Annotated in this window: 27 protein-coding genes and 1 pseudogene; 7 read left to right on the top strand and 21 right to left on the bottom strand. The window is 69.2% G+C overall.

Annotation, left to right across the window (positions count from 1 at the left end; all coding sequences use genetic code 11):
- Positions 1-20: 20 nt before the first annotated feature.
- The 4 genes from ABZ370_RS26655 to ABZ370_RS26640 form a co-directional block, all read right to left on the bottom strand.
- Positions 21-701 (bottom strand): GntR family transcriptional regulator, encoded by a 681-nt coding sequence (locus ABZ370_RS26655; RefSeq protein ID WP_358625524.1) that lies wholly within the window; start codon positions 699-701, stop codon positions 21-23.
- A 40-nt stretch (positions 702-741) separates the two neighbouring features.
- Positions 742-1497 carry an amino acid racemase gene (locus ABZ370_RS26650; protein WP_358625522.1) on the bottom strand — a complete coding sequence of 252 codons (756 nt, stop codon included), beginning with the start codon at positions 1495-1497 and terminating at the stop codon, positions 742-744.
- A complete protein-coding gene (locus ABZ370_RS26645; protein ID WP_358625520.1) occupies positions 1494-2765 on the bottom strand; it encodes a dicarboxylate/amino acid:cation symporter in 1272 nt (423 codons plus the stop codon). Before ABZ370_RS26645 ends, ABZ370_RS26650 begins: the two co-directional genes overlap by 4 nt.
- 197 nt (positions 2766-2962) lie before the next feature.
- Complete coding sequence (locus ABZ370_RS26640) at positions 2963-3691, bottom strand: transporter substrate-binding domain-containing protein (protein WP_358625518.1); 729 nt, start codon at positions 3689-3691, stop codon at positions 2963-2965.
- A gap of 195 nt (positions 3692-3886) precedes the next feature.
- On the opposite strand from ABZ370_RS26640, the gene ABZ370_RS26635 reads away from it, so the two are divergent.
- Complete coding sequence (locus ABZ370_RS26635) at positions 3887-4339, top strand: VOC family protein (RefSeq protein WP_358625516.1); 453 nt, start codon at positions 3887-3889, stop codon at positions 4337-4339.
- Positions 4340-4387: 48 nt separating this feature from the next.
- On the top strand, positions 4388-4993 hold the full coding sequence (locus tag ABZ370_RS26630; RefSeq protein ID WP_358625514.1) for a TetR/AcrR family transcriptional regulator: 606 nt from the start codon (positions 4388-4390) through the stop codon (positions 4991-4993).
- Here the strand turns inward: ABZ370_RS26630 and ABZ370_RS26625 are convergent.
- A complete protein-coding gene (locus ABZ370_RS26625) occupies positions 4968-5369 on the bottom strand; it encodes a RidA family protein (RefSeq protein ID WP_358625512.1) in 402 nt (133 codons plus the stop codon). The genes ABZ370_RS26630 and ABZ370_RS26625 overlap by 26 nt on opposite strands.
- Positions 5370-5485: 116 nt before the next feature.
- On the bottom strand, positions 5486-5836 hold the full coding sequence (locus ABZ370_RS26620) for an antibiotic biosynthesis monooxygenase family protein (protein ID WP_358625510.1): 351 nt from the start codon (positions 5834-5836) through the stop codon (positions 5486-5488).
- An 86-nt stretch (positions 5837-5922) separates the two neighbouring features.
- On the opposite strand from ABZ370_RS26620, the gene ABZ370_RS26615 reads away from it, so the two are divergent.
- Complete coding sequence (locus ABZ370_RS26615; protein ID WP_358625508.1) at positions 5923-6384, top strand: MarR family transcriptional regulator; 462 nt, start codon at positions 5923-5925, stop codon at positions 6382-6384.
- A gap of 77 nt (positions 6385-6461) precedes the next feature.
- Here ABZ370_RS26615 and ABZ370_RS26610 read toward each other — a convergent pair whose 3' ends face one another.
- From ABZ370_RS26610 to ABZ370_RS26585, 6 genes are all read right to left on the bottom strand, one after another.
- Positions 6462-6875 carry a hypothetical protein gene (locus tag ABZ370_RS26610; protein WP_358625506.1) on the bottom strand — a complete coding sequence of 138 codons (414 nt, stop codon included), beginning with the start codon at positions 6873-6875 and terminating at the stop codon, positions 6462-6464.
- Between the two features lie 397 nt (positions 6876-7272).
- Positions 7273-7473 (bottom strand): hypothetical protein, encoded by a 201-nt coding sequence (locus tag ABZ370_RS26605; protein ID WP_358625504.1) that lies wholly within the window; start codon positions 7471-7473, stop codon positions 7273-7275.
- 63 nt (positions 7474-7536) lie between these two features.
- The gene (locus tag ABZ370_RS26600; protein ID WP_358625503.1) at positions 7537-8382 is read right to left on the bottom strand and encodes a DUF5753 domain-containing protein; all 846 of its coding nucleotides are present in this window, start codon (positions 8380-8382) and stop codon (positions 7537-7539) included.
- Positions 8383-8395: 13 nt separating this feature from the next.
- Positions 8396-8863 carry a DUF6879 family protein gene (locus ABZ370_RS26595; protein ID WP_358625570.1) on the bottom strand — a complete coding sequence of 156 codons (468 nt, stop codon included), beginning with the start codon at positions 8861-8863 and terminating at the stop codon, positions 8396-8398.
- Positions 8864-8906: 43 nt separating this feature from the next.
- Complete coding sequence (locus ABZ370_RS26590; protein WP_358625501.1) at positions 8907-9134, bottom strand: hypothetical protein; 228 nt, start codon at positions 9132-9134, stop codon at positions 8907-8909.
- 130 nt (positions 9135-9264) lie between these two features.
- Complete coding sequence (locus ABZ370_RS26585; RefSeq protein WP_358625568.1) at positions 9265-9588, bottom strand: ATP-binding protein; 324 nt, start codon at positions 9586-9588, stop codon at positions 9265-9267.
- 305 nt (positions 9589-9893) lie between these two features.
- On the opposite strand from ABZ370_RS26585, the gene ABZ370_RS26580 reads away from it, so the two are divergent.
- Together ABZ370_RS26580 and ABZ370_RS26575 are read left to right on the top strand one after the other, a co-directional pair.
- Entirely contained in the window at positions 9894-10760 is an 867-nt protein-coding gene (locus tag ABZ370_RS26580) for a helix-turn-helix transcriptional regulator (RefSeq protein WP_358625499.1), read from the top strand.
- On the top strand, positions 10757-10957 hold the full coding sequence (locus ABZ370_RS26575; RefSeq protein WP_358625497.1) for a DUF397 domain-containing protein: 201 nt from the start codon (positions 10757-10759) through the stop codon (positions 10955-10957). The genes ABZ370_RS26580 and ABZ370_RS26575 overlap by 4 nt, the downstream gene beginning before the upstream one ends.
- Positions 10958-11025: 68 nt before the next feature.
- On the opposite strand, the gene ABZ370_RS26570 is transcribed toward ABZ370_RS26575, so the two are convergent.
- Both ABZ370_RS26570 and ABZ370_RS26565 read right to left on the bottom strand, forming a co-directional pair.
- On the bottom strand, positions 11026-11919 hold the full coding sequence (locus ABZ370_RS26570; RefSeq protein WP_358625495.1) for a hypothetical protein: 894 nt from the start codon (positions 11917-11919) through the stop codon (positions 11026-11028).
- 130 nt (positions 11920-12049) lie between these two features.
- Complete coding sequence (locus tag ABZ370_RS26565) at positions 12050-12847, bottom strand: APH(3'') family aminoglycoside O-phosphotransferase (protein ID WP_358625566.1); 798 nt, start codon at positions 12845-12847, stop codon at positions 12050-12052.
- 75 nt (positions 12848-12922) lie between these two features.
- Here ABZ370_RS26565 and ABZ370_RS26560 point away from each other — a divergent pair.
- A pseudogene (locus tag ABZ370_RS26560) lies at positions 12923-13508 on the top strand (zinc-binding dehydrogenase); the annotation flags it as partial.
- Between the two features lie 81 nt (positions 13509-13589).
- Here the strand turns inward: ABZ370_RS26560 and ABZ370_RS26555 are convergent.
- The 3 genes from ABZ370_RS26555 to ABZ370_RS26545 all read right to left on the bottom strand — a co-directional run bounded on the left by ABZ370_RS26555 (position 13590) and on the right by ABZ370_RS26545 (position 18108).
- Positions 13590-14501: a ferredoxin gene (locus ABZ370_RS26555; RefSeq protein ID WP_358625493.1), complete on the bottom strand. Its 912-nt coding sequence runs from the start codon at positions 14499-14501 to the stop codon at positions 13590-13592.
- A gap of 414 nt (positions 14502-14915) precedes the next feature.
- On the bottom strand, positions 14916-16379 hold the full coding sequence (locus ABZ370_RS26550; RefSeq protein WP_358625491.1) for a sugar porter family MFS transporter: 1464 nt from the start codon (positions 16377-16379) through the stop codon (positions 14916-14918).
- Positions 16380-16695: 316 nt separating this feature from the next.
- The gene (locus ABZ370_RS26545; RefSeq protein WP_358625489.1) at positions 16696-18108 is read right to left on the bottom strand and encodes a helix-turn-helix domain-containing protein; all 1413 of its coding nucleotides are present in this window, start codon (positions 18106-18108) and stop codon (positions 16696-16698) included.
- A 197-nt stretch (positions 18109-18305) separates the two neighbouring features.
- Here ABZ370_RS26545 and ABZ370_RS26540 point away from each other — a divergent pair, with 197 nt between their 5' ends.
- Positions 18306-18878 carry a DUF4232 domain-containing protein gene (locus ABZ370_RS26540; protein ID WP_358625487.1) on the top strand — a complete coding sequence of 191 codons (573 nt, stop codon included), beginning with the start codon at positions 18306-18308 and terminating at the stop codon, positions 18876-18878.
- Here the strand turns inward: ABZ370_RS26540 and ABZ370_RS26535 are convergent.
- From ABZ370_RS26535 to ABZ370_RS26520, 4 genes are all read right to left on the bottom strand, one after another.
- Positions 18868-19617 (bottom strand): SDR family oxidoreductase, encoded by a 750-nt coding sequence (locus ABZ370_RS26535; RefSeq protein ID WP_358625564.1) that lies wholly within the window; start codon positions 19615-19617, stop codon positions 18868-18870. The genes ABZ370_RS26540 and ABZ370_RS26535 overlap by 11 nt on opposite strands.
- A 64-nt stretch (positions 19618-19681) precedes the next feature.
- Positions 19682-21424 carry a D-aminoacylase gene (locus ABZ370_RS26530; RefSeq protein ID WP_358625485.1) on the bottom strand — a complete coding sequence of 581 codons (1743 nt, stop codon included), beginning with the start codon at positions 21422-21424 and terminating at the stop codon, positions 19682-19684.
- Positions 21425-21458: 34 nt separating this feature from the next.
- Entirely contained in the window at positions 21459-22580 is a 1122-nt protein-coding gene (locus ABZ370_RS26525) for an LLM class flavin-dependent oxidoreductase (RefSeq protein ID WP_358625562.1), read from the bottom strand.
- Between the two features lie 106 nt (positions 22581-22686).
- Complete coding sequence (locus ABZ370_RS26520; RefSeq protein WP_358625483.1) at positions 22687-23481, bottom strand: SDR family NAD(P)-dependent oxidoreductase; 795 nt, start codon at positions 23479-23481, stop codon at positions 22687-22689.
- Between the last annotated feature and the right edge of the window lies 1 nt (position 23482).

The following is a 23482-nucleotide window of genomic DNA, read 5'->3' as shown; positions in this document are numbered from 1 at the left end:
GGGGCGTTCCGCCGGCGGGCTCAGGAGTCTTCGGCGAACTGGTTGGTGTCGAAGAGCTGGTTGATGTGTCCGCCGAGCGCGGACCAGTGCTTCCCGGAGAGTTCGGCGGCGGCGCGGGCGTCGCCGGTGGCGCAGACGTCGACGAGCTGTTCGTGGTGGTCGATGGTGTTGCGGCCGCCGAGCAGCGTGGAGAACTTGCGGTAGAGGATGCGATGGATCTGGGGGTGGACCTGTTCGACGATCCGACTGAGCACGGGGTTGTCCGCGGCCGTGATGGGGACGGCGTGGAAGCGGTCGTCGGCGGCGAGGGCGGCGTCGGTGTCGTTGCCCGCGACGGCGCGTTCGAAGTCCCGGTTGGCCTCGCGCATGTGCCGCAGGTCCTGCTCGGTCATGATCGGCACGGCGGTCTCTATGGCGAGCTGGTCGAGGGCGCGCAGCACGGCGAGGGTCTTTTCGGCGTCGCGGCGGTTGAGGGTGGTGATGCGGGTGTAGACGCCCGGCTTGGCCTCGACCAGTCCGATGTCGGCGAGCCGGGCGAGTGCCTCGCGCACCGGGGTGCGGCTGAGCCCGAGGCGCTCGGCGAGTTCACTGTCCTTGACCTTCTCCCCCGGGACCAGTTCGCCGCGGACGATGGAGTCGCGCAGGCGGTGGAAGACCTCGTCGCTGAGGAGGCGGCGGGAGACAGGACTGTCGAGTGACATATTGCGTACAATACATTGCCCTCCTGGCTCGCCTTCTCCGTCATGCCGCACGGGCCCGGCGGACGAGGGTCCGGGCCAGGATGGCGGCCGGATCGATGAGGGGCACGTCGGCGGCGACGGCGTCGGCGGGAAGCCCGAGGGGGATCTCGGTGCACCCCGCGATGATCGCCTGCGCGCCCCGTTCGGTCAGCCGCCGTGCGGCACGGGCCAGGGACGCGGTCGCCTCACCACGGGCCCCCGCCTTCACGGCGCGGATGGCGGCCATGACCTCGCTGTGCTGGTCCGCCTCGTCGGGGAGGACGAGGCGGATGCCGTAGCGGTCGAGCCATTCCTGATACAGCCCCGCCCGGACGGTGCCGGTGGTGGCCAGCAGCCCCACGGTGCGGACGGCCGGTCGCAGGGTGGTGAGGTGGTGGGCCACCTCACCGATCATGTGGATGATCGGCAGGCCGACGTGGTCGGCGATGCGGGGGACGAAGGCGTGGGCGGTGTTGCAGGGGATGGCGATGACGGTGGCTCCGGCCTCGCGCAGCACGCGGCCGCCGTTGAGCAGCCAGGGGGTGGGGTCGGGGCCGTTGCCGAGGAGCGCCTCGGTGCGGTCGGGGATGGTGGGGTCGGACCAGATGACCGTCGTGAGGTGGTCCTGGTCGCTGCGGCCGGGAGTCATCGACACCAGCTTGGCGTAGAAGTCGGCGGTGGCCGCCGGTCCCATGCCGCCGAGGATGCCGATGATCTCCGTTGTGCCGACGGGCGTGCCGACCGTTGTGCCGACGGGTGTGCCGACCGGGCTGTTCACCGTGCGCTGTCCTTCTGGAGAGCCTGCGCGAACCGGGGTTCCGGGCCGGCGTCGTGCGAGGCGGCCTCACCCATGCCGTCCTTGGCCTCGCGGCGCTTCTCTGAGCCGTCCACGACGGCGGCGGCGAGCGCGTTGCCGACGACGTTCACGCCGGTACGGGCCATGTCGACGATGAAGTCCACGCCGAGGAGCAGGGCGATGCCCTCGGCGGGCAGTCCGATGCTGTTGCCCGCGGCGATGAGGACGACGACACCGGCGGAGGCCACACCGGCCATGCCCTTGGAGAGGAGCACCAGCACGCCGACCATGAGGAGCAGGGCGGGCAGCGAGGTGTCGGCGCCGTAGGCGTTGGCGATGAAGACCAGCCCGGCGGCCTGGTAAAGGACCGAGCCGTCGGTGTTGAAGGAGTAGCCGAGCGGCACGACGAACGAGGTCGTCGACCGGCTGAGGCCGAACTCCTCCAGCTTGCCCATGAGGGGCGCCAGCACGGCTTCGGAGCTGCGGGTGACGAAGGCGATCCCGGCCAGGTTGCCGATCGCCTTCAGGAGTTCGACGTAGCGGATGCGGTAGATCGCCGCGATGAGGGGGAAGAGCACGCCGATCACGATGGCCAGACCCGCGTAGACGACGCCGATGAAGCCCATGAGGCTGCGCAGGTTGCCGAAGCCGTAGTGGGCGACGTCGTAGGAGATGAACCCGAGGACGCCCAGGGGTGCGACGCGGATGACGTAGCCGACGACCTTGAACATCACCGTGGCGACGGAGTCCAGCACCGAGGCGAACGGCTCGGACTTCTCCCCGATGGAAGCCATGGCCACGCCCACCAGCAGGGCGAACACGATCGCGCCGAGCAGATTGCCCTCGCTGAACGCGGCGAAGATGTTCTTCGGCACGGCGTGCAGGATCAGCTCGTGGAAGTCGATCCCCTGGTCCAGGCTGTCCAGGTCCTTGGTGTCGGCGGCGCCGACCGGGGCGCCCTTGCCGATCCCGGTGAGCTTGGCCAGACCCACCGCGATCACCAGGATGACGGTGGTGACGATCTCGAAGTAGAGGATGGCCTTCCCGGCGATCCGGCCGACCTTCTTGACCGACTCCATGCGGGCGATGCCCAGCACGATGAGCGGGAAGACCAGGGGCAGGACGACGACCTGCACCAGGTTGAGGAAGAGATCACCGAGGATCTTCAGCTGCTCGCCGACGCCCGGCGCGAACGTCCCGATGAGGGCTCCGAGCCCGACGGCGATGATCGACTGCACGCCGATCGGCATCCGCAGACATCGCCGCAGAAGCCCCGGCCGGGGTCCGGGAGGTGGGTCTGTGCTGGTGACCTGGGGAGGTGGAGGGTTCATGAGGGTCTCCAATATATTGCGCTCTGCGTATTGGGTGAGACTGACCCCCAGGGCGGCGCACTGTCAAGAGGTCCCGCACCAGCACGTGACCGCCACGGGCGAACCCCTCCCCGGGCTCACCGCTCCACAGGTGCGGCCAGCGCCGGGTCCTGCCCGGACCGACTCAGGGCCTCGGCGACGAACCCGGACGCCGTCAGATGAGCCACCGTCTCGCTCAGGAACCGCACTGTCTCCGGCTGCCGCGCCTTCGTCGTCCCGACGGCCTGCCGGATGGTCATGAACGCGGGCTCGACCAGGCGCAGTTCGGGCCGTTCGGCGAGGTGCGCGGTGAGTGGCTGCCGGATTCCCGCCGCGACCTCCAGCTTCTCGCCGTGGAAGACGTCCACCCCGTCCGTGCCCCGGACCACGGCGGCATGGCGCAGGGTGCGCGTCAGGTACAGGTCGTAGGCGGAGCCCTGCTTCACCCCGATACGGACACCCGCGCGGTCCACGTCGTCCGGTGTCCGCAGCCGTGACTCGGCCGGGACGGCGTACATCCCTTCGATGTGCACATACGGGGCGGCGAACGCGACCTCCGCCTCACGGGCCGGTTCGACGGCGAGGAAGCACAGGTCGGCACGGCCGGTGGTCATCGCCTCGAAGGACTTGCGGGCCGCGTCGAAGCAGAGGAACTCCACCGGCAGGCCGAGGCGCCGGGCTATCTCACCGGCCAGCTCGACGGTGACGCCGCGAGGCGCGTCCGGGGCGCCCTGGGCGAGGACGGGGTTACCGAGATTGACGGAGGCGCGCAGCACTCCGGCGGGGGCGAGGTCGCGGGCGAGCGCGGTGGTGTCAGGGAGCGTCATGAGCGGAGTCTAAGGACGCCCGATACGGGCACCCAGGGCTGCCGATAGGGCCTCCGACAGGGCCCCCGCGCCGCCGTTACGGCGCCAGGGCCGCCGTTACGGCGTCCGTGAACCCTCTCCGCCGTGTTCCGCCATGTCCACGGACGCCCATCCACCACTATGGGCGGAAACATCCGCTTCGCCTGGAGGTCTCGCATGCACCGCGATGGTTTTCCCGCCCCGGATTCCGGGCTCCTCCTCACCCACTTTCTGACGGTGGCCGACGTAGCCCGGTCCCGCGCCTTCTACACCGACGTGCTCGGCGGTGAGGTGGTACTTGAGGAGAACCCCTGCACCATCAGGCTCGCCAACGGATGGATCATCATGAACCCGGGTGGCGGCCCCACCCCCGACAAGCCGGACGTCACCCTGCGCCCGCCCACCGACCCGAGCACGGTCAGCGCCTTCCTCAACCTCCGCGTCGCCGACATCGAGGCATGCCACCGGGAGTGGAGCGCGAAGGGCGCCGAGTTCCTCACCCCGCCCATCGACCGCAAGGCCGAAGTGCGGTGCTACTTGCGCGACCCGGACGGCTACCTCATCGAAGTCGGCCAGGCCACCGGCATGACCCACGGCGTCTACGCCGACCCGCCCGCCGGTACGAGCTAGATCTGGAACTATTTTCGACAGGGCGCCTAGCATCGCTAGGATGTCGTCATGTCCGCCATCAACGAGCGTCGCGAACGCGAACGCGCCCACCGTCATCAGCTGATCATCACGGCCGCGCGCGAACTCGCGGAGACCGAAGGCTGGGAGGCGGTGACGACGCGACGGCTGGCCGAACGCGTCGAGTACAGCCAGCCGGTGCTGTACAGCCACTTCAACGGAAAGAGCGCCATCGTGGGCGCCGTCGCCCTCGACGGCTTCAGCGAACTCGCCGCCCACCTGCGCCGCGCGCGGCAGACCGCCCCCGAACCGGGGCGGGCCCTGCGCCCCGTCTGCCGCGCCTATCTGGATTTCGCGACGGAGCGGCCTGCCTTGTACGAGGCCATGTTCGTCCTCCCCACCGACCTGAAGTTCGCGAGCGCCGAGACCCCGCCCCCGCTACGAGCCGCTTTCGACGAGTTCGTCAGTTGCTTCCGCCCGGACAACGACCGGCGCGAACTGTTCGCGGAAGTCATCTGGAGCGCGTTGCACGGCCTGGCCGTCCTGTCGGACAGCGGCCGCATCCCCCCGGCCGGTCAGGAGGAGCGGCTCGACTTCCTCATCGCCCGGATCGCCGACACTCCCGGCGGGCTCAGCGGGGCAGCTTCTCGTCGATGACGAAGCTGATCTCGATGACCTGGCCGGGAAAGGTCAGCTCGGTGACGCCCAACACCGTGCTGGCCGGGCGGTGATCGCCGAAGTACGCCAGATTGCCCTCCGCCGTCGCCGCGGCGCGCTGCCGCAGGTCCACCACGTACAGAGTCTGCGAGACGACCTGGTTCCGGGTGACGCCGTAGTGGTCCAGGACCTTGTCCAGGTTGGCGTAGGTCTGCTTGAGCTGGGCCGCGAAGTCGCCCGCGTAACGGAACTCGCCCGCCTCGTCGAGCGCGAGCTGTCCGGAGACGTGGATCAGCTCGCCGGACTTGATCGCCTGCGAGTAGCCGAACTCGCTTTCAGCCGGGACGTTGTGGTTGAAGACATCAATGGTGGCCAACGGTGATCGCCCTTCTGACGCGCTCTCTTGTAGTTACTCGGAAACTGTAGGAGAGCGCGAGCTGACCTGGAAGAACGCACTTTTCGGTGACTGAGGCACCTGATGGTGACCGGGGGTCATGCCCGCCGCCCGTGGGGGTGATGGATGGAACGGACCCGCGCGAAGGTCGGATCGTACGCCTCCGCGATCGCCGCCGCCTCGGCGATGTGCTCGCGGACGTCCGAACGCCGCATCGCTTCCTGGTGCTGCTGCTCACTGGCCCACTGCGCGTAGTTGACGACCCGACGGCCGTCCAGACTGACGTGCAGGTTCGCGGAGACGAAGCCCGGCACGGTCAGGAATACGTCCCTGGTCGCCCGGTCGAGAGCGTCGGCCAGCTCGATCTGCCGCTCCGGGGCGACGGTGAAGACGTTGACCATGGTGATCACGTCGGAGTCAACAGAGATCGTCGTGGTGGGGGTGCTCATGGTTGGCGCCTCCGGCGTCGGTGAGGATGTCAGGACTTTGACATCACGAACGTAAACACGCCCCGCCCATATGTCAAACTCCTGACATGGAAGACCCGAAGCCCACCGCACCGCCCCACCCCGCCGACGACGTCACGGAACACGTGGGATACCGCCTCAAACGCGCCGCCGCGGCCTTGCGCGGCGCCATGGACACGGCGCTGCGCGAACACCACCTGACCGTGCCGCAGTACGCCTGCCTCGAACTCCTGGACCAGCGGCCCGGCCTGTCCAACGCCGAACTCGCCCGAGCCACGTTCGTCACCCGGCAGTCAGTGAACGTCGTCCTGCGCAACCTCCAGGACGCGGGCCTGGTCTCCCGCCCCGCCACCACCGACCACGGCCGCGCCCTGCCCACCCACCTGACCCCCGACGGCCGCGCCCGGCTCGACGCGGTCCGGTCCGCCGTCTACGCCATCGAACGGCAGATGATCGACACCATCCCCGAACAACGCCTGACCGCCCTCCTCACCGACCTCGACCGCATGGCCGCCGCCCTCGGCGGCTGACCCGCCCATCCCGAGCCCGGAACAACCAGCTGCCGTCCGAACCGGCGGACAAGCGCTGCTGCTTGAGTGATCCGGCACTAGGTTCCGGGCGGTTGGGGGCAGCATTCGCCCGCGCGGGGGCAGAAGATCAGGCCCCGGGACACGTACCGGCCCGACTCGCTGTAGTACCCCCAGACCACATCATGATCAGCCTCCAGGCACTCCGAGGTGTAGGCCAGTTCGGACACCTTGTGACGGCTGAACGGACCTTCACGGCTCGGGTATTCGTCCAGCGTCTCTTGCAGCCAGGCGCGGGCCTTGTCACGATCGTCCGGGATCTTGAAGGTCGCCTTGACGTACTCCGGTCTCTGCCGCAGCCAGTGGCTGATCTCCAAGGGAGGACTGGAGGAGCCGTGATCGTTCCGGTCGCTGTCCGGTGGCCGCTCCGGGCCGTTCCACGCGTACGCATGCCAATGATCGGCCGCCCCCTTCTCGTGCCAGTGATATGCCACGTCCCGCTCCGGCTCCTCTCGAACGGCGCCAGCCCGGCCCTCTGCTTCGCACGAGCCAGGCTGGCGGGGAATGAGGCGGGCTACGGCCTCACCACGTACTGACGACCGTCCCCGCTGTCACCCGATCCGGGCGGAGTTTGGTCGTCTTGGTCCGGCATGGTGTCGCCGTCTTCCGGGTCCTGTCGGATGACGGCCTTGAACCCGAACAGCTGCATCAGGGATATTTCCCTTCTGTGCGGTCGGCGCGAGGCATCTCCCCGTGCCGTCGTGCACGTGCACCCGCTCCGGCCGCTGTCCTGCCAGGGAATGGGCGGCCGGGGTGGGAGATCAGGAAATCGGCTCACTTGCGCGTCTCGCGGTACACCTGCCAGCTCACGCCAGCGCCACGAGAACCCGCTCATGACGCTTCGTCGGCTTGGTGTCGTCGGATCTCAACGTTGATGTCCGTGACCTTGGACAGATTGCCCGTTCGGCGTGCCTCGGCCCGCTGCCTGTCCAGCGCCGCGCAGATCTTGCAGCCCTGCACCGGCACCGGCTCCAGGTCAGGTACCGACAGGTGAACAGGACCACTCATGCTGGTCTGCTGGGGACGTCTCATGCTCCAGGACGCTACGAAGCGGCCATCAACCAGCTCAACGAACGTGCGCGGACTTGCGCGGGATCACCCGAGTGAGTCGATCGCAGCGGTGATCAACGTACGTGCTGCCGCGCCATAGACGGCGATGGCCGATAGCTCGGCGAAGGCCCGCCCATACTCCTTCACCTCACGGGGCTGTGTGACCGTGAGGTGGGCGGAGACCAGTTCCACGTTGACCTGGTCGTCGTCGTACATCGTGAACGACTCGACGGGCCATCCGGCGCCTCGTGACACGCCCATGGGGATGATGCCCAGGCTGACGGACGGCAGGGACGCCACGGCGATCAGGTGGCCGAGTTGTCCGGCCATGACCTCGGCATTCCCGATCACGGTCCGCAGCACCCACTCCTCGATGAGCATGGCGAATCGGTGATCGCCGGAGTGGAGAACACGCTGGCGCTCCATCCGAACCGACACGGCATCCTCGACATCGCCCGGAACATCGCGCAGCGTTGCGACCGTGCCCAGGACAGCACTGGTGTAGGCGGACGTCTGGAGCAGTCCGGGGATCACCCAGGACTGATAGACGCGGAATCGCCGGGTGCGTTCGAAGAGGGGTGCCACCGACTCCTGGACGCGCTTGAGCCCGGCACGCTCCATGCGACGCCACTCGATGTACATGCCCTCGACTGTCCGGGCGGTCGCGATGAGGTCCGTGATCTGGTCCTGGGCCCCGCAATGCAGCGTCCACGCCCGGATGTCGGCGTCGGAGGGCGGCGTGCGCCCGTGTTCAATGCGGGAGCACTTGGACTCATGCCACCCCGCGCGAGCGGCCAGCGCCCGTGCGGTGAGACCGGAGTCCTTCCGGATCTCACGCAGGCGCTGGCCGAGCGCGCGCCGCGCTTCGGCGACAGTGGACGACGACGGCAATGCGGCGTCCTCGTCAGGGCCGACGAGGAGGTGAGTACTCCGCGTGCGGCACTGCTCGCTCCCACGCCGCCTCGAAGGCGGACCCGCACAGCTTCACCGTTGCCGGATCATCTGTGGCGGTCTCGTCATCGGGGGCGAGTTCGCCGTCCCCGTCGAAGTGATGGAACACGACGAGCTTGCCGTCCAGCACCCAGCAGTCGTTGCCGGGAAGGGCGATGTCCGACGCCTGCCTTCGGGGCAGCCAACGGACCGACTCACCCGCCTCGACGTTGGCAGCTGTCAGATGGTGCTCGAACGCGATGTAGTCGCTTACCGGCTCGGAGACGATCCGCGCCCGCCGGACCTCGACGCCCCTGGCGGTCAGCTCAGCCACGAGAGTGAGCCACGACCGGAGGGTCGGATCGTTGTCCTCGGGTGCGTTGCGGACACCGTTCCGCCAAGCGATGTAGCGCGGGTCGGACCGCATGTAGCCGTCCCGCATTTCCAGGTGCACGGCCGTGCCGTGGCAGCTCCTCAGCCGCTGCTCAAGCGTCGGTTCCACTCCTACCCTTCACCTCCGGGAAGAACTGCATCATGCGGCGCGGAAACTCGATCACCGTCTCATGCTCGGGGATGTCCATCTGGCCCAAGCGGGCCGGGTCCGTCACCTTCCAGCCTTGGAGGATGTAGTGGTCCGTCTCGTCGTCGATGTACACGGTGGGCGACTTGCCATCCGGGCTCTCCGGGTCCTGTCCCAACTTGTGCAGTGCCATGCGGGCCTCCACGGGGGTCGAATACTGGCGTATGTCCGATCTTGCTCGGGCATCAGGGCAGGGGCCAGGTACTTGCACGAACTTGCGCGCCGCGCGCGGCGAACTGACGGACCGCGCGCAGCGTTCCCTGTTACGCGTCAACGGGCGCGTCAGGCTCTTCCACGGCGATGAACCGCGCCCATACGCATTTTCCGCACCCCCGGTTCCGGTACCCCCACGTGTGGGCCAGTTGCTCGACGACATAGAGGCCACGGCCGCCCTCTGCGTCGACGTCGGCGACGCGGAGCCGCGGGAGTCTGTCCCCGTCGGGGTCGGAGATCTCCAGCACGACGTCCTGCCCCTGGACCGAGACGCTGATCTCGATCCGGGCGAAGGTCACACGGCAGTGCTTGATGGCGTTGGACACCAGTTCGCTGGCCGACAGGATCACGTCGTCGGCGACGCTGCCGCTGATCCCTCAGTTCGCGAGGCTCTTGCTCACCCGCGCCCGTACTCCCGGCACGTTCCTTATGTGCTTGGCGATCCGGAAGGTGTCCCGGCGCGACTCGTCCGTGACGGTTCTGGGCATGGCAGACCTACCCCCTGACTGTTCGTCAAGATTGCGCTCTGTAGCGGCGCATGCACAGAGACTAGACGTACCTCACCCACTCACGCAATCGCCCTAGAGTGCACACGTGCACGAAGTGCTCTGTCGTGAAACGTCACTCAACGTCTGCTACTGGAGGCAGACTGAGGACTTGGAGAGAGGGAGACCACAACATGCCCGCAGGTGGGAAGCCGACCGTGCGCAGCAGGCGGTTCGGTCGCAGGATGCAGCGCCACAGGCTCAAGGCTGGCTTCGACCAGGAACAGGCCGCGGCGTTCATCTACGGCTCGCGATCCAAGATCAGCCGCATGGAAGATGGGATCACCACAGCCAAACCTGCGGAGGTCTTGCTCCTCCTGGACCGCTACAGCGTCACGGACGAGAAAGAGCGCGACCATCTCGTATGGCTCGCCAAGAACAGCAACCATCGCGGCTGGTGGTTGAACTTCCCGGAGCTTTCAGACGGCTACCGGAACCACATCTCGCTTGAAGACGACGCCACATCCATTCGCGAATGGCAGACAGTTCTCGTGCCGGGGCTGCTGCAGACGGCGGGGTACGCCGAGTGCGCAAGCACAGCTGGGCCCGACTTCGTATCGTCTGAATCCGTTGCTCAGTTGGTGAAGGTTCGCGAGGAGAGGCAGGCGAAGATCAGTGAAGGCGGTACAAGCTACGCGGCCGTCATCTGGGAACCAGTCGTCATCAACCGGCTGGTCCCCGATGACGTCTACCTCGACCAGCTTGAGCACCTGCTCAAGGTGGGCAAGCGGCAGAACGTGACCCTTCAGATTCTGCCGCTGGCAGCAGGAGTGCGGGCCGGAATGACGTACCCGTTCTCGTCGTTCTCCTTCGACAATCAGCCGACAGTTGAAGCCGTCGCGATCGACAACCTCAGAGGAGCGTCCATTCTCGAAGCCTCGGACGATCTGGCAGCTTACACACGCGCTTTTGACCAGCTACGATCGGCGGCACTCACGCCGGATGCAAGCGCACAACTTATCCGGCGCGTCCTGCGAAGCAGCAAGGAAGACGAATCGTGACCCCTGACGCTGTAGGCCCGTACATCAAGTCGTCGTACTCGGGCCAGAACAACAACTGCATAGAGGTCGCGGCTACCGTCAGCGGTGGCCGGGCCGTGCGGGACAGTAAGGAGCCCGGCCGGTCGGCCCTCCGCTTCAGCCGTGAGGGATGGCAGGCATTCCTTTTGGACATCGAACGCGGCGTGTTCGACGCCTAGTACAGCGCAACGCAGGCCAAAGAGGTGCCGACGCCGCCTGACGGGCGGTCGACAGCACGCCGGTTGCGTCAGAAGTAGTCGGTTTGGCGGAGAAGCCGGGCCGTGCAGGTGAGGCACACACCGTAAAGGTCGCGCGGAGCGCTGCGCAGGCGGACTTCGCGGGCAAAGGTCGGCTCATGACAGGCGGGGCAGGGGCCGACCAGGTGGTCTTGCCGGGGGTCGCACCAGTAGTAGGCGGAGGCGAGTTCGCCAGGATCCGGATACGTCGTGCCGCAAAAGTGGCACCGGCTGATCGGTGGGCCAAGAACCAGGGCCCACAGGTCACAGTCCGGGCAGTGGATGACGCGGTCCTCCCACCCGGTCAGTTCGCCTCTCAGCCGGTTCATACGCTTGGTGACGTACGCCGCGATGTCTCGCAGGCCTTCGCGGACGCGGTCCATCTCCGCACCGACCGCCTCTCCCTCCTCGGGGCTGAGCCCGGGCAGCAGTTCCTCCTCCAGGAAGCGGACGAGGAAGTCCAGCACCTCGCCGGCACGCGCCTCGACAGCGCGGGCGTTGTGCCGGAGACCGTAGTGCTGGAGAGCGTTGCGGAGCTTCGCCAACGCTCTCAGCGCCGAGTGCTCCTGGTCGGTGATGCAGAGGCCGACGATGCGGCGCAGCCGGTACACGGAATCGTCGGTGGTGCAGCTTTCGAAGTCGCCTTCCAGGAACCGCTTTTCGGAAGCGATCCCAGGATCCTTGAAGACCAGGGCCCAGTGCTCACGCTGCAGTCGGGCCTTCAGCAGGACCTCGACGGCGCTCTGGAGGTGGAGCACCCCGTACTTCAAGTCGCGGAGGGTCACCTCGTGGTCATACTCGAAGGCCACGAGGTGATCCACCACGCTGACGAGGTAGTCGACCCCGTTACGCACCGGCGGAAAGTCGAGGTCCGCCGCCGATCGCCTATCGGTGATCGCTGACATGGCGGATGTATCTGACGATTGCACGCGAAGCCCCTTGGTCGGATCGCGCTGACGCTAACTCAGCGTCCCGATCCCTGGCACCCTCATTGATGTGAGATGCCCGCGCCCGCCCGCGTCGGTCAAACCGGTGCTACCCCCAGGTGAGGGGGTCGAGGTGGAGGTAGAAGCACTCCCGGGTGCGGTCCAGGGCGGTGCCGTAGTGGGTGGCGAACAGGGCTTCCGCCGTGGCCGTCTGGTGGGCGTCGGGCCAGGTTTCGCGGGCGGTGGCCAGGAGGAGGGCGATGTCGGCGTAGGGGTCGGCGCGGCCCAGGCGGCCCAGGTCGATGAAGCCCGTCACGGTCAGGGTCGTCGGGTCGAGGACGATGTTGGGCAGGCACAAGTCCCCGTGGCAGACGACCGCTTCGGCGGCTTCCTGGTCCAGGCGGGCTTCGAGCTGCGGGGCGAGGCGGGCGAGCAGTTCGTCAGGTGGGGTGTGCTGTTGGTCGACGGGGAGGAAGTCCGGGTTGACCGCGCCGCGCGCCACGACCTCGCGGGCGGTGGCGTACATCTGGCGGAGGTCGCGGCTGAAGGGGCAGTCCTGGAGCGGCATATCGTGCAGCCGCCGCACGGCGTCGGCGATCGGCTCCCACGCCGCGTGGAGCGTGGCGGCCGGGACGCGGTCCGCGGGGACGCCCGGCACGGCGCTGGTCACCAGGCAGCCGCCCGCAGCGGTGACGCGGTAGTCGAGTGCCCGGGCGCCTGGAATGCCCCGGGCGTGAAGCCATTCGACACGGTCCCGCTCCGCCTCCAGCGAGGCCGTCTGGTGCGGGGGCACGCACTTCGCGTACCGAGCGCCGTCATCGGAGCGGAAGACCGCGGCCCCGGACTCGCCGGAGGTGACGGGCTCCCACCCGCTGTCGTCGCGGCCCGCGGGGAGCAGGGTTCGCAGTGCCCTGGAATCGATCACGGCACCAGCCTAGGAACCAGTTCCTCCAGCGCGGCGAGAACCCGCCGGGCTCTCTTCCACACGCCGGAGGGCATCAGCGACGAGGTGGCGAGCACGCTTCCGGTGGCCGGGCTGACCGCCGCCGCCGCGCTGGCGGCGGTCGGTCTGCGGTCCGGCGACACCCTCCTGATCGGCGGCGCCGCCGGCGGTGTGGGCGTGTTCGCCGTGCAGCTCGCGAAGCTCGCCGGTGCCCGCGTGATCGGGACCGCCTCGGAGGGCACGTTCGATTTCCTGCGGCGGTTGGGCGCCGAACCCGTGGCATACGGCGCCGGGTTGGCCGACCGGGTACGGACGGCCGTTCCCGGTGGCGTGACCGCGGCGACCGACCTGTTCGGCACCGAGACGGCGAAGACCGCGCTCGCGCTCGGCGTACCGCCCGAGCGGGTCTCCACGAATCGCCGCGGGGCTCAACCCTCCCGGCGGTGTGCGCGCGACCGGCGGCGTCGACGCGGCGCCGGATGCCCCGGAACGGATCACTGACGCGATCCTCGCGGGTCAGCTCACCGTGCCGATCGCCGCGACCTTCCCGATCGAGAAGATCCGCGACGCCGTGACGCTGCAGGCCGGACGCCACGTCCACGGCAAGGTCGTCATCACGCTGTGATCAGGTCCTCCGTCCGCCGGGTCCGTACGGGTCCGTACAGGTCCGTACGGGTCGGTACAGGTCCGTACGGGTCGGTACAGGTCAGTAGCGGACCTTGCCGTAGTCGATCGGCTGCTCCGGATACGTGGTGGCCCGGTGGGCGAGGGCTCGCATGCGGGTCCTCATCTCTTCGGCGGGGAGGCGGTGGAAGCTGCCGTGGCCGGGGAGGACCCATTCGAAGGTCAGCTCCTCGGCCCCGCGTGCCACCGACGCGGCCAGGGTCTTGATCGAGTCGTAGACGACGCTGTCGGCCACCTCCAAGTCCTGCTCGGACTCGGACCAGAAGAACGCGTCGCCGGTGAAGCAGAACGTGTCGTCCGCGACGAAGACCGTGCTGCCCGCCGTGTGGCCGGGGAACGGGTGGGCGATCACGCCCGGGCCGATCTCCACCGGGTCCCGGCCGCGGATGACCGAGTCGGCGTCGGGCCGGGAGTGGAGGTCGCCCTCGTGAATCCACAGCCGGGCGCCGAACGCGTCGGCGTACCGGCGGCCGTGCGCCACATGGTCGAGGTGGGTGAGCAGCACGTCGGTGATCTTCCCGGCCCGCTCCTCGTAGTGGCGGGCGAGCGCGGGCTGCCAGCGCGGGGTGTCGATCATCATCGCGGTGGCATCGGGGCGGCGCAGCAGGTAGGAGGCGGCGCCGTAGGTCCGCGGTGAGGCGTGCCCGCACAGCAGGACGGTTCCGGCCTCGTCCAGGGGCAGGGGGTACGGGTCCGAGTCCGGCTCCCACGCATCGGCGGGCGGGTGCACGGACCGGGTCGGGCACGAGTGGGCGGCCATGTAGAGCTGCCGGACCTCGTCCTCGTTCTCGGGCTGACGCAGGACCGTCGACAGGCCGCCGTAGTCGCCGCCGGGCGTGTAGCCGATAAGGCCGGGCGCGTACTGGCGGGCGAGGTTGCAGTTCAGACAGCGGCCGTCGACGTACCAGCCGGGTGAGGTGTCGGTGGGGCTCATGAGCGCCCTCCTGAGGATAGAGCGACACCCACGTCGTCGAGCGGTTCCGTGGCGCGGGTATGACGCTGCTGCGAATCAGGTCATGGAATGCGCGACGGAAGGCGATGCGACGGACGACGTTTCCGCGGTGAACCCTAACGGATAGCGGCCCCCGGCCAGGTGGAGTTTCGGCCGAAGTGCGTGGCTGGGGTCTGTCGTTTGGATCAGGCCGGATCAGGGAGCGGGGTCTGGTGCGTGCAGCTGCAAGGCGGAGGAGGGAGTCGACGCGGAGCGTCGGCGAGTGACGACAACGCCGCAGATGCGCGTGCCAGACCCCGCGAGCCCGGCCTGATCCAAACGACAGGCCCTACCCCACCCGCTCGATCCGCTCGCTGCCGCCCAGCGGGTACGGCCGCTACCGGGGCACCTGCCTGCTCATCCCGCACTACCGCCCACGCGGCCGGCCGTCCTGAAGTCGTAGACGGTACCGCTGGTGACGCCCTCTTCCAGCTTCTCCAGCGACACTCCGCGGGTCTCAGGCACCTGGGTGACGACGAAGATCAGCGCGACCACACCGATGCCGGCGAACAAGAAGAACGCCCCGGTGATACCGACCCCTGCGACCAGCGATGGGAAGAACAGGGCGAGCAGTGCGTTCATGAGCCACCCGAAGAACACGGCGACGCCGATCCCCAGGCCGCGCATGTGCAGCGGGAAGATCTCCGCCAGCCACACCCACACCGCGACGTTGAGGCATGACTGCATCGAGAAGACGAACGCCACGACGAGGAACAGGAGGACGTACGGGCGCAGCGGGTTCCCGACCGGCAGCACCATCGAAGCGGCCCCGATGAGGAGATGGCAGGTCGTGGTCAGCGAGAGACCGATGACGAAGGTGTTGCGCCGGTTGATCCTGTCCATGTTGTAGAGCGCGATAACGCCGCCGATGACGGCGAAGACACCCGAGGCGATGTTGGCGATGAGCGCCGCGCCTGCCGTGAATCCTGCCTCGATCAGCACCCGCTGGCCGTAGTACATGATCGAGTTGATGCCGGTGAGCTGCTGGGTCATGGAGACCCCGATGCCGACGAGCAGGATCCGGATCAGCCACTTGTTCGCCAAAATCGCCCGCACACCGACGTGGCGGTCCTCCTTCTCCTCTGCGGCGACGCGCTGCACCTCGGCCAGTTCGGCGATGGCCCGCTCCTCCGAACGGACGGTCTTCAATACCGCCAGAGCCTGGTCGTCGTGTCCCTTCTCGACCAGCCAGCGAGGCGACTCGGGCATCCGCAGCATGCCCACGAACAGGGCTATGGCAGGGAGCGCGCAGATGGAGAACATGATGCGCCAGACGCCGTTCAGATCACCGAAGACGGTGCCGATGATCGCGTTTATCACGAAGGCGGCGAGCTGGCCGGTCACGATCGCCAGCTCGTTCCGCCCGGTGATCGAGCCCCGGATCTCGACTGCCGCGAGCTCGGCGAGGTAGACCGGAACCACGGTCGACGCACCACCGACCGCGAGCCCGATCAGGATCCGTCCGGTCACGAGGGCCTCGAAGCCCGGCGAGAACACGACGAACAGCGTGCCGAAGAAGAACAGAACCGCGAACAGGAGGATCGTCTTGCGACGCCCCCAGGCGTCGGAGACCTGCCCGCCGAACAGCGCGCCCACCGCGGCGGCGAAGATCAGTGAGCTGATGACGACGCCCAACGACAGATTGTCCAGACCGAGCTCGATCTGCATCGGGTTCTCTGCACCGTTGCTTACGCCGGTGTCGTAGCCGAACAGCAGGCCTCCGAAGGAGGCGACGATGGAGATGAGGCCGAGCCTCTTGCGATGCGGACCGGGAGTGAGCGGTGGAAGTGCGAATTCGCGCGCGCTTACGGACTGCGTCATGGGGAGGGAACTCCTTTGTCCAAACCTCGGGGCGTCCCGCGGCCCCTTGTCGGCCTCGACCTGGTTCTGGAAGCGGTGGGCGGCGTCACCGTCGTTGGTAAGCGGTGCGGCTGCGCGCCCGGGAAGGCGGCTTCCGGTGGGAAGTCCTTCCGCGCTCGGTGACGCCTGTCATTCTTGAGAGCTCCCCGCTCGTCAAGCAATGCTCAGACATCCATCAAAAGTCCCTCATTCAATACCGGTGGGACGCACCTTCGATGAGGTCCTTTTGATGGGTCTTTTTGATGGGCCCTGCGATTTACCATGGGGAGCCGAATTATCAGGATTCCGCCCGCTCGATCCACTCGCTGCCGCCCAGCGGGTAGTCGTAGCCGGGGCGTCCGGCGTCGGCGCTGGTGCGGAACGGGGTGCCGTTGTTGTCGATGTGCACGGTGCCGTGGCGGTCGCCGCTGGACCACTTCAGGGAGAGGTCCCACCGGACGTCGTGCGCCGTGGTGCGGGCGGAGACGTAGAAGACCTCCGGGTCGGACTCGCTGACCTTGTACGGGAAGTCGCGCTGACCGTTCTCGACGGTGACGGTGGGGCTGCCGTCGTCGAGGTCGACGCCGAACGACTTGGTGCCGACGCCACCGCCGCAGCCGACGCCCATCGAGTAGTCGTTCCAGGCGAGCGGGGCGCCCTTGTCGACGACGCGTATGTGCAGCGCCTCCAGGACGACGGTGTCCTTCCCGGTGCCCTGGACGGTGAGGGCCACGCGCTGCTCCCCCGAGGAGACCGCGCCGTTCGCGGCCGCCCAGCGGGGCGCGTCCTGCTCGGCGGCGGGCGGGCCGACCTGTGCGGGCTCGGCGTCGACGAGGAAGTGCTGGCTGCACGGACTCTCGTAGATGTAGGGGCGGATGGCGACGTTGACCGGTACGCCGCCGGTGCGCTCGGCGGCGCCCCCGCCCCCGTGCGCCTCCCCGCCGCCGCGCGCGCCGGACTCCCGCGTCGGGGCGGGGGGTTCGCCGGTCTTCGCGCTCCGGGATGGGGCTGGGGAGGAGGGCGAGGAGGGCGGCTTGGACTGGCGCTTGCCGTCCGCCCGGACGGTGGTGGCGGGCGCGTTGGTCGGGGGGACGGTGACATCGCCCGCCCGCCGGTCTGCACCGTCGTCCCCGGAGGACGACAGGTTCACGGCGAGCACCAGGGCTCCCAGCACGGCGGCCGTGGCGACGGAGGCGATGAGCGCGGTGCGGCGCCGACCTGGCCGCACGGGTGCGGAGGGGGCGGGGTCGCCGACGACCGGTTCATCGCCTGCGGCGGGCTCGGTGGGTTCGGCAGGCTGGGTGGGTTCGGCCTGCTTACCGGATTCGGCGGGCTCGGCGTCCTGGGCGGCGGATTCGGCTTCCAGGGCTGCGGGTTCGCCGTCCCGGGCGGCGGCGGGCGCCTGCTCCTCGGGCGCCGCTGCCTCGGGGCCCGCTGCCTTACGCCTCCGCGCCGCGTCCGCCAGAATCCACCGCCGGTGCAGCTCGACCAGCTCGTCGGGGGTCGCCCGGCACACCCGGGCGAGCCGCTCGGCCGGTGCGTAGTCGGGCGGTATCGCGCTGCCGTTGCAGTAACGATGCAGCGTGGACGTGCTCATGTGTAATCGCTTGGCGAGCGCCCCGTAGCTCAGCCCCGCGCGTTCCTTGAACCCCCGCAGCAGCTCCGCGAACGCCTCCGCGTCCGTCCCGGCCGCCCCTCGTGCCCCTGACACCCGTTTCTCCCCATCCCTGTGCGGCCCGGCGCGTCCCATTTCCGCGTCCCAAGCCCCTGGCGTTCCCCCTGGTCACAGCCCGTTTTCGCGTTCCACTGTCCCAAACTGCCCGGATTTTCTGGCGGTTGGGACAGATCACCCCACAAGCTCCGGTCATCCAAGCACCACACGCACCGCACCACCGAAAGGGCTCACCCATGTCGAGCATCCGGATGTCCCGCGCCCGCTTCGTGACCGCCGCCGCGACCGTCGCGGTCGCCGCGCTGTCCCTGACCGCGTACAGCAACGGGGCGACCGCCCACGCCGAGGGCGCGCGGGCCGCGGGGGCGGCGAAGGCCAAGGCCGCCGTCACCTGCCAGGGGTCCAACACCAAGACGGTCGCGGCTCCCCTGAGCCGCCCGGTGAACCACATGCTGCTGACGGTCACCAACACCGGCAGCGTCCCCTGCAACCTGTACCAGTACCCGGCCGTCCAGTTCGGCGAGGCCCAGTCGGTGCCGCCGGTCATCGAGGCGTCGAAGCCGCAGGCCGTCGTCACGCTCGCCCCGAAGCAGTCCGGCTACGCCTCGGTGAACCTGTCGGCCGCCGACGGCAGCGGCAAGCACGGCCACACCGAGAAGTCGCTCACCGTCTGGTTCCAGGGCCGCACCGCCGACGAGGACGTCTCCTCGGCCGCCCACCCGTCGCTGCCCGCCAAGGGCGTCTGGATCGACGACTCCATCAAGGTCACCTACTGGCAGCAGAACCTGGACGACGCCATCATCTGGTAGCCCCACGGTAGGCCGCCCGGACCCGGCGGCCGCCGTCCACCACCAGGTCGGTGCCGGTGATCCAGGACGCCTCGTCCGAGACGAGCCAGCGAACGGCGCCCGCCACGTCCTCCGGTTCGCCGATGCGGGCCAGGGGGAGGGTGGCGGCGATGGACGGTTCGTCGGGCTCCCAGACGAAGCGGGCCATCTCGGTGCGGATCAGCCCCGGGGAGACCGCGTTGACGCGGACGCCCGGGGCGAGTTCGGCGGCGAGCTGGCGGGTGAGGCGCAGGAGCGCCGTCTTGCTGGTGCCGTAGGCGCCGATGCCGGGGCCCACGCCGTGGGTGCCCTCGGTGCAGATGTTGACGATCGCGCCGCCGTGGTCGCGCATCCAGGCGCGCCAGGCCGCCTGCGCCAGGCGCAGCGGGGCCTCCACGTTGACCGTGAAGGCCGTGCGCCAGGCGAGCGGGTCGGCGTCGATCAGCGGGCCGAGCGGGGCGTTGGTCGCGGCGTTGTTGACGAGGATGTCGAGGCGGCCGAAGGCGGCGACCGTGCGCGCCACGGCCTCCTCGATGTGCGACGGGTCCGCCACGTCACCCGGGCAGGTGATGACGTGCGGGCCCAGCTCGCGTACGGCGGAGGCCAGGGCGGCGGGCTCGCGGGCCGTCACGCACACCGCCACCCCGTCCGCCACCAGGGCCTTCGCCACCGCCAGGCCGATGCCGCGCGAGGCGCCCGTGACCAGGGCGGCGCGCCGCACCGGTTCGCCTCGCACCGGTTCGCCTCGCACCGGTTCGCCTCGCACCGGTTCGCGCCGCACCGGTTCAGCCACGTGTCGACACGCTGCGGGTGTCGCGGCCCGAGCGCAGGACTCTGCCCGGTATCGCGCCGGTGATCTCGTCGTCGCGGATGGTTTCGACGCCGCCGACCCGGACGCTCACCATGCCCGCCGCCCGGGAGTCCAGGCGGGGGCTGTCGCCGGGCAGGTCGTGGACCAGCTTCGCCTGGCCCGCGTCGATCCGTTCGGGGTCGAAGAGGACGAGGTCGGCGTGGTAGCCCTCGGTGATACGGCCGCGCTCGCGCAGGCCGAACAGCCGGGCCGGGTCGTCGGTGAGCATCCGCACGGCCCGCTCCAGCGGGACCAGCCCGCGGCCGCGCAGGCAGTCGCCGAGGAAGCGGGTGGTGTACGGGGCGCCGCACATGCGGTCCAGGTGGGCGCCCGCGTCCGAACCGCCCAGCATGACGTCCTCGTGTTCCCAGGTCCGCCGCCGCAGTTCCCAGCTGGCCGGGTCGTTGTCGGTCGGCATCGGCCACAGGACGGTACGCATCCCGTCGGCGGCGCAGACCTCCACCAGGGTGTGGAAGGCGTCCTGTCCGCGCTCGGCGGCGATGTCGCGGACGACGCGGCCGGTGAGTCCGGCGTTGGCGTCGCTGTACGTGTCGCCGATGACGTACCGCTCGAAGTCGGCGAGGCGGCGGAAGACCCCGGCCTCGGGGCTGTGCGCGCGGCGCAGCATCTCCTCCCGTACGGCCGGGTCGCGGAGCCTGGCGATGCGCTCCGGGATGGGCAGGCCCAGGATGTCGCCCCAGCCGGGGATGAGGTTGAGCGCGCAGAACGTGCCGAGCGACATGTTCATCGGGGTGAGGATGGGCATGGTGAGGGCGACGATGCGGCCGCCCGCCTTACGGGCCCGTTCGCTCGCCTGGAGCTGGCGCGGGACGCGCTCGGGGACGGCGGCGTCGATGGTCAGGACGTTCCAGTTGAGGGGGCGTCCGGCGGCGGCGCTCATCTCCACCAGCAGGTCGATCTCCTCGTCCGCGAACTGGTCGAGGCAGCCCGCCACGATGGCCTCGATCTGGGTGCCCTCGTGCTCGCCGACGGCCCGGGACAGGGCGAGGAGTTCGCCGGGCGCGGCGTGCCGGGAGGCGACCGGCTTCCCGTCCCCGTCGGCGTGGGTGGAGGACTGGGTGGTGGACAGCCCCCACGCGCCCGCGTCCATCGCCTCGTGGAGGAGGAGCAGCATCTGCTCCAGCTGGCCGGGGGTGGGCTGGCCGCCGGTCGCGTCCGGGCCCATGACGTGGCGGCGCAGCGCGCAGTGCCCCACCATGAAGCCCGCGTTGACGGCGATCCGTCCCTCCAGGGAGTCGAGGTAGTCGCCGAAGCTGTGCCAGTTCCAGGGCGCGCCTTCCTCCAGGGCGACGAGCGACATGCCCTCGACGCGGCTCATCATGCGCCGGGTGTAGTCGGCGTCGCCGGGGCGCTCGGGGTTGAGCGGGGCGAGGGTGAAGCCGCAGTTGCCGCCCGCGATGGTGGTGACGCCGTGGTTCATGGAGGGGGTGGCGTACGGGTCCCAGAAGAGCTGGGCGTCGTAGTGGGTGTGCGGGTCGACGAAGCCGGGGGCGAGGACGAGCCCGGTGGCGTCCTCGCTGGTGCGGGCCGGTTCACCGACTGTGCCCGGCTCGGCGACGGCCACGATCCGGCCGTCCCGCAGGCCGACGTCGGCGGTGTACCCGGGCGCGCCCGCGCCGTCCACGACGGTCGCGCCCTTGATGAGGTGGTCGAGCACGGGTGGGTCCCTTCTGGCGGCTGCGCTCAGGGGGTCAGCCGGCCTGGCGGAAGCGGGTCGTGCGGTGCACCGGGTCGGTGTCGATCTTCGGGATGACGTGCTCGCCGATGAGCTTGATGGTGTTGATGGTGTCCTCGTAGCCGATGCCGATCGGCAGCCCGAAGGAGAGCTGATCGGCCCCCGCCTGTTCCCACCGCTCGCACTGCCGGAGGACCTCGTCCGGGTCGCCGCAGATCATCAGCTCCTCGGCGATGAGCAGTTCGATGATCTCCTCGGTGTACTCGGGGAGGAGCTCGGGCCACTCCGGGACGCCGTCCGGGCGCGGGAACGTGTCGTGGTAGCGGAAGAGCAGCGACTGGAGGTAGTTGAGGCCGCCGCCGAGCGCGATCTCGACCGCCTTGGCGTGGGTCTCGGCGCAGATCGCGGTCGAGGTCACCATGACGTTGTCGTTGACGAAGCCGCCGACCGGTTCCGCGTCCTTGACGGCGTTCTTGTAGGAGTCGAGGACCCACTCCATGTCCGAGACCTTCTGGATGGAGAAACCGAGGACGCCGAGGCCCTTGGCGCCCGCCATCGCGTACGAGGACGGGGACCCGGCCGCGTACCACATGGCCGGGTGGCCGGTGCCGTACGGCTTGGGCAGCACCTTGCGGGGCGGCAGCGACCAGTGCTTGCCCTGGAAGCCCGGGTACTCGTCCCGCAGCCACATCTTGGCGAATTCGCCGATGGTCTCTTCCCAGATCTCCTTGGTGTAGTTCATGTCGGTGACGCCCGGTATGAACCCCAGGATCTCGTGGCTGCCCGCGCCGCGCCCCGAGCCGAACTCGAACCGGCCGCCGGAGAGGTGGTCGAGCATGGCGACCTTCTCGGCGACCTTGACGGGGTGGTTGACCTGCGGGAGGGGGTTGAAGATGCCGGAGCCGAGGTGGATGCGCTCGGTGGCGTGGGCGAGGTAGCCGAGGAAGACGTCGTTCGCGGAAAGGTGGGAGTACTCCTCCAGGAAGTGGTGCTCGGAGGCCCACGCGTATTTGAAGCCGGACCGGTCGGCCTGGATGACGTACTCGGTCTCCTCGATGAGGGCGTGGTGCTCGGCCTCGGGGTCGGTGCGGCGTCGGCGCTCCGGCACGTATCCCTGTACGAACAGTCCGAATTCCAAGGGGGTCACCGCCTCCAGTAACAAGCAATCTGACGTATCGTCAGATTTGAATCCGACCATGGCACCGGGACGGTGGACCGTCAAGGGCCACGGACTAGAACACGGCCTAGAACACCGAGACGCCGCTCAGCCAGCCGCCGTCGGCCACGAGCGGCTGGCCGGTGATGTACGAGGAGTCGTCCGAGGTGAGGAAGAGCGCGAGGCGGGCGACCTCCTCGGGACGGCCGATGCGGCCCATCGGGATCAGCTTGCGGTAGAGGCCGTTCACCGCCTCCGACGCCTCGGCCACCTCCGAGGGGTCCGCGCCGGGGTCGAGCCGGGCCGGGTTGCTCATGGGGGTGTCGACCGCGCCGGGGCACACCGCGTTGACCCGTATCCCCTTGCCCGCCAGCTCCATCGCGGCCACCCGGGTCATCCCGACGATGGCCGCCTTGGTGGCGGCGTACGAGGTCAGCAGGGCCATCCCGGAGAGGGCGACGTACGAGGCGGTGTTGACGATCGTGCCGCCGCCCGCCGCCGCCAGCTCGGGCGCGACCGCGCGCATGCCGAGGAACGCGCCGACCTGGTTGACCTGGACGACGGACAGGTACTCCTCCAGCGGAGTGCTGGTCAGCTCGTTGAAGCGGAGGATGCCCGCGTTGTTGACCAGCCCGTCCAGCGTGCCGAAGGTGTCTTTCGCGAACGTCACGGCGGCCGCCCAGTCGTCCTCGCGGCTCACGTCCAGATGGACGTAGGCGGCGGACTCCCCGCCCAGCTCCTCGGCAACGGCCCCGCCCTGGTCGTCGAGCACATCCGCGAGCACCACCTTCGCGCCCTCGGCGGCGAACAGCCGCGCCTCCTGCTCGCCCTGCCCGCGCGCCGCACCCGTGACGATCACGACGCGTCCGTCCAGCTTGCCCATG

The sequence above is a fragment of the Streptomyces sp. NPDC005962 genome (assembly GCF_040629205.1).
Classification (GTDB): domain Bacteria; phylum Actinomycetota; class Actinomycetes; order Streptomycetales; family Streptomycetaceae; genus Streptomyces.
The sequence above is the reverse complement of the archived record's forward strand: the minus strand, read 5'-3'. Positions and strand labels throughout refer to the sequence as shown.

What these genes read in the sequence shown, in the direction of transcription:
- ABZ370_RS26655 (WP_358625524.1), bottom strand. Translation starts at nt 701, where the DNA reads ATGTCACTCGACAGTCCTGTCTCCCGCCGCCTCCTCAGCGACGAGGTC.
- ABZ370_RS26645 (WP_358625520.1), bottom strand. Translation starts at nt 2,765, where the DNA reads ATGCCGATCGGCGTGCAGTCGATCATCGCCGTCGGGCTCGGAGCCCTC.
- ABZ370_RS26640 (WP_358625518.1), bottom strand. Translation starts at nt 3,691, where the DNA reads ATGACGCTCCCTGACACCACCGCGCTCGCCCGCGACCTCGCCCCCGCC.
- ABZ370_RS26635 (WP_358625516.1), top strand. Translation starts at nt 3,887, where the DNA reads ATGCACCGCGATGGTTTTCCCGCCCCGGATTCCGGGCTCCTCCTCACC.
- ABZ370_RS26630 (WP_358625514.1), top strand. Translation starts at nt 4,388, where the DNA reads ATGTCCGCCATCAACGAGCGTCGCGAACGCGAACGCGCCCACCGTCAT.
- ABZ370_RS26620 (WP_358625510.1), bottom strand. Translation starts at nt 5,836, where the DNA reads ATGAGCACCCCCACCACGACGATCTCTGTTGACTCCGACGTGATCACC.
- ABZ370_RS26615 (WP_358625508.1), top strand. Translation starts at nt 5,923, where the DNA reads ATGGAAGACCCGAAGCCCACCGCACCGCCCCACCCCGCCGACGACGTC.
- ABZ370_RS26605 (WP_358625504.1), bottom strand. Translation starts at nt 7,473, where the DNA reads ATGAGACGTCCCCAGCAGACCAGCATGAGTGGTCCTGTTCACCTGTCG.
- ABZ370_RS26595 (WP_358625570.1), bottom strand. Translation starts at nt 8,863, where the DNA reads ATGCGGGACGGCTACATGCGGTCCGACCCGCGCTACATCGCTTGGCGG.
- ABZ370_RS26590 (WP_358625501.1), bottom strand. Translation starts at nt 9,134, where the DNA reads ATGGCACTGCACAAGTTGGGACAGGACCCGGAGAGCCCGGATGGCAAG.
- ABZ370_RS26580 (WP_358625499.1), top strand. Translation starts at nt 9,894, where the DNA reads ATGCCCGCAGGTGGGAAGCCGACCGTGCGCAGCAGGCGGTTCGGTCGC.
- ABZ370_RS26570 (WP_358625495.1), bottom strand. Translation starts at nt 11,919, where the DNA reads ATGTCAGCGATCACCGATAGGCGATCGGCGGCGGACCTCGACTTTCCG.
- ABZ370_RS26555 (WP_358625493.1), bottom strand. Translation starts at nt 14,501, where the DNA reads ATGAGCCCCACCGACACCTCACCCGGCTGGTACGTCGACGGCCGCTGT.
- ABZ370_RS26550 (WP_358625491.1), bottom strand. Translation starts at nt 16,379, where the DNA reads ATGACGCAGTCCGTAAGCGCGCGCGAATTCGCACTTCCACCGCTCACT.
- ABZ370_RS26540 (WP_358625487.1), top strand. Translation starts at nt 18,306, where the DNA reads ATGTCGAGCATCCGGATGTCCCGCGCCCGCTTCGTGACCGCCGCCGCG.
- ABZ370_RS26520 (WP_358625483.1), bottom strand. Translation starts at nt 23,481, where the DNA reads ATGGGCAAGCTGGACGGACGCGTCGTGATCGTCACGGGTGCGGCGCGC.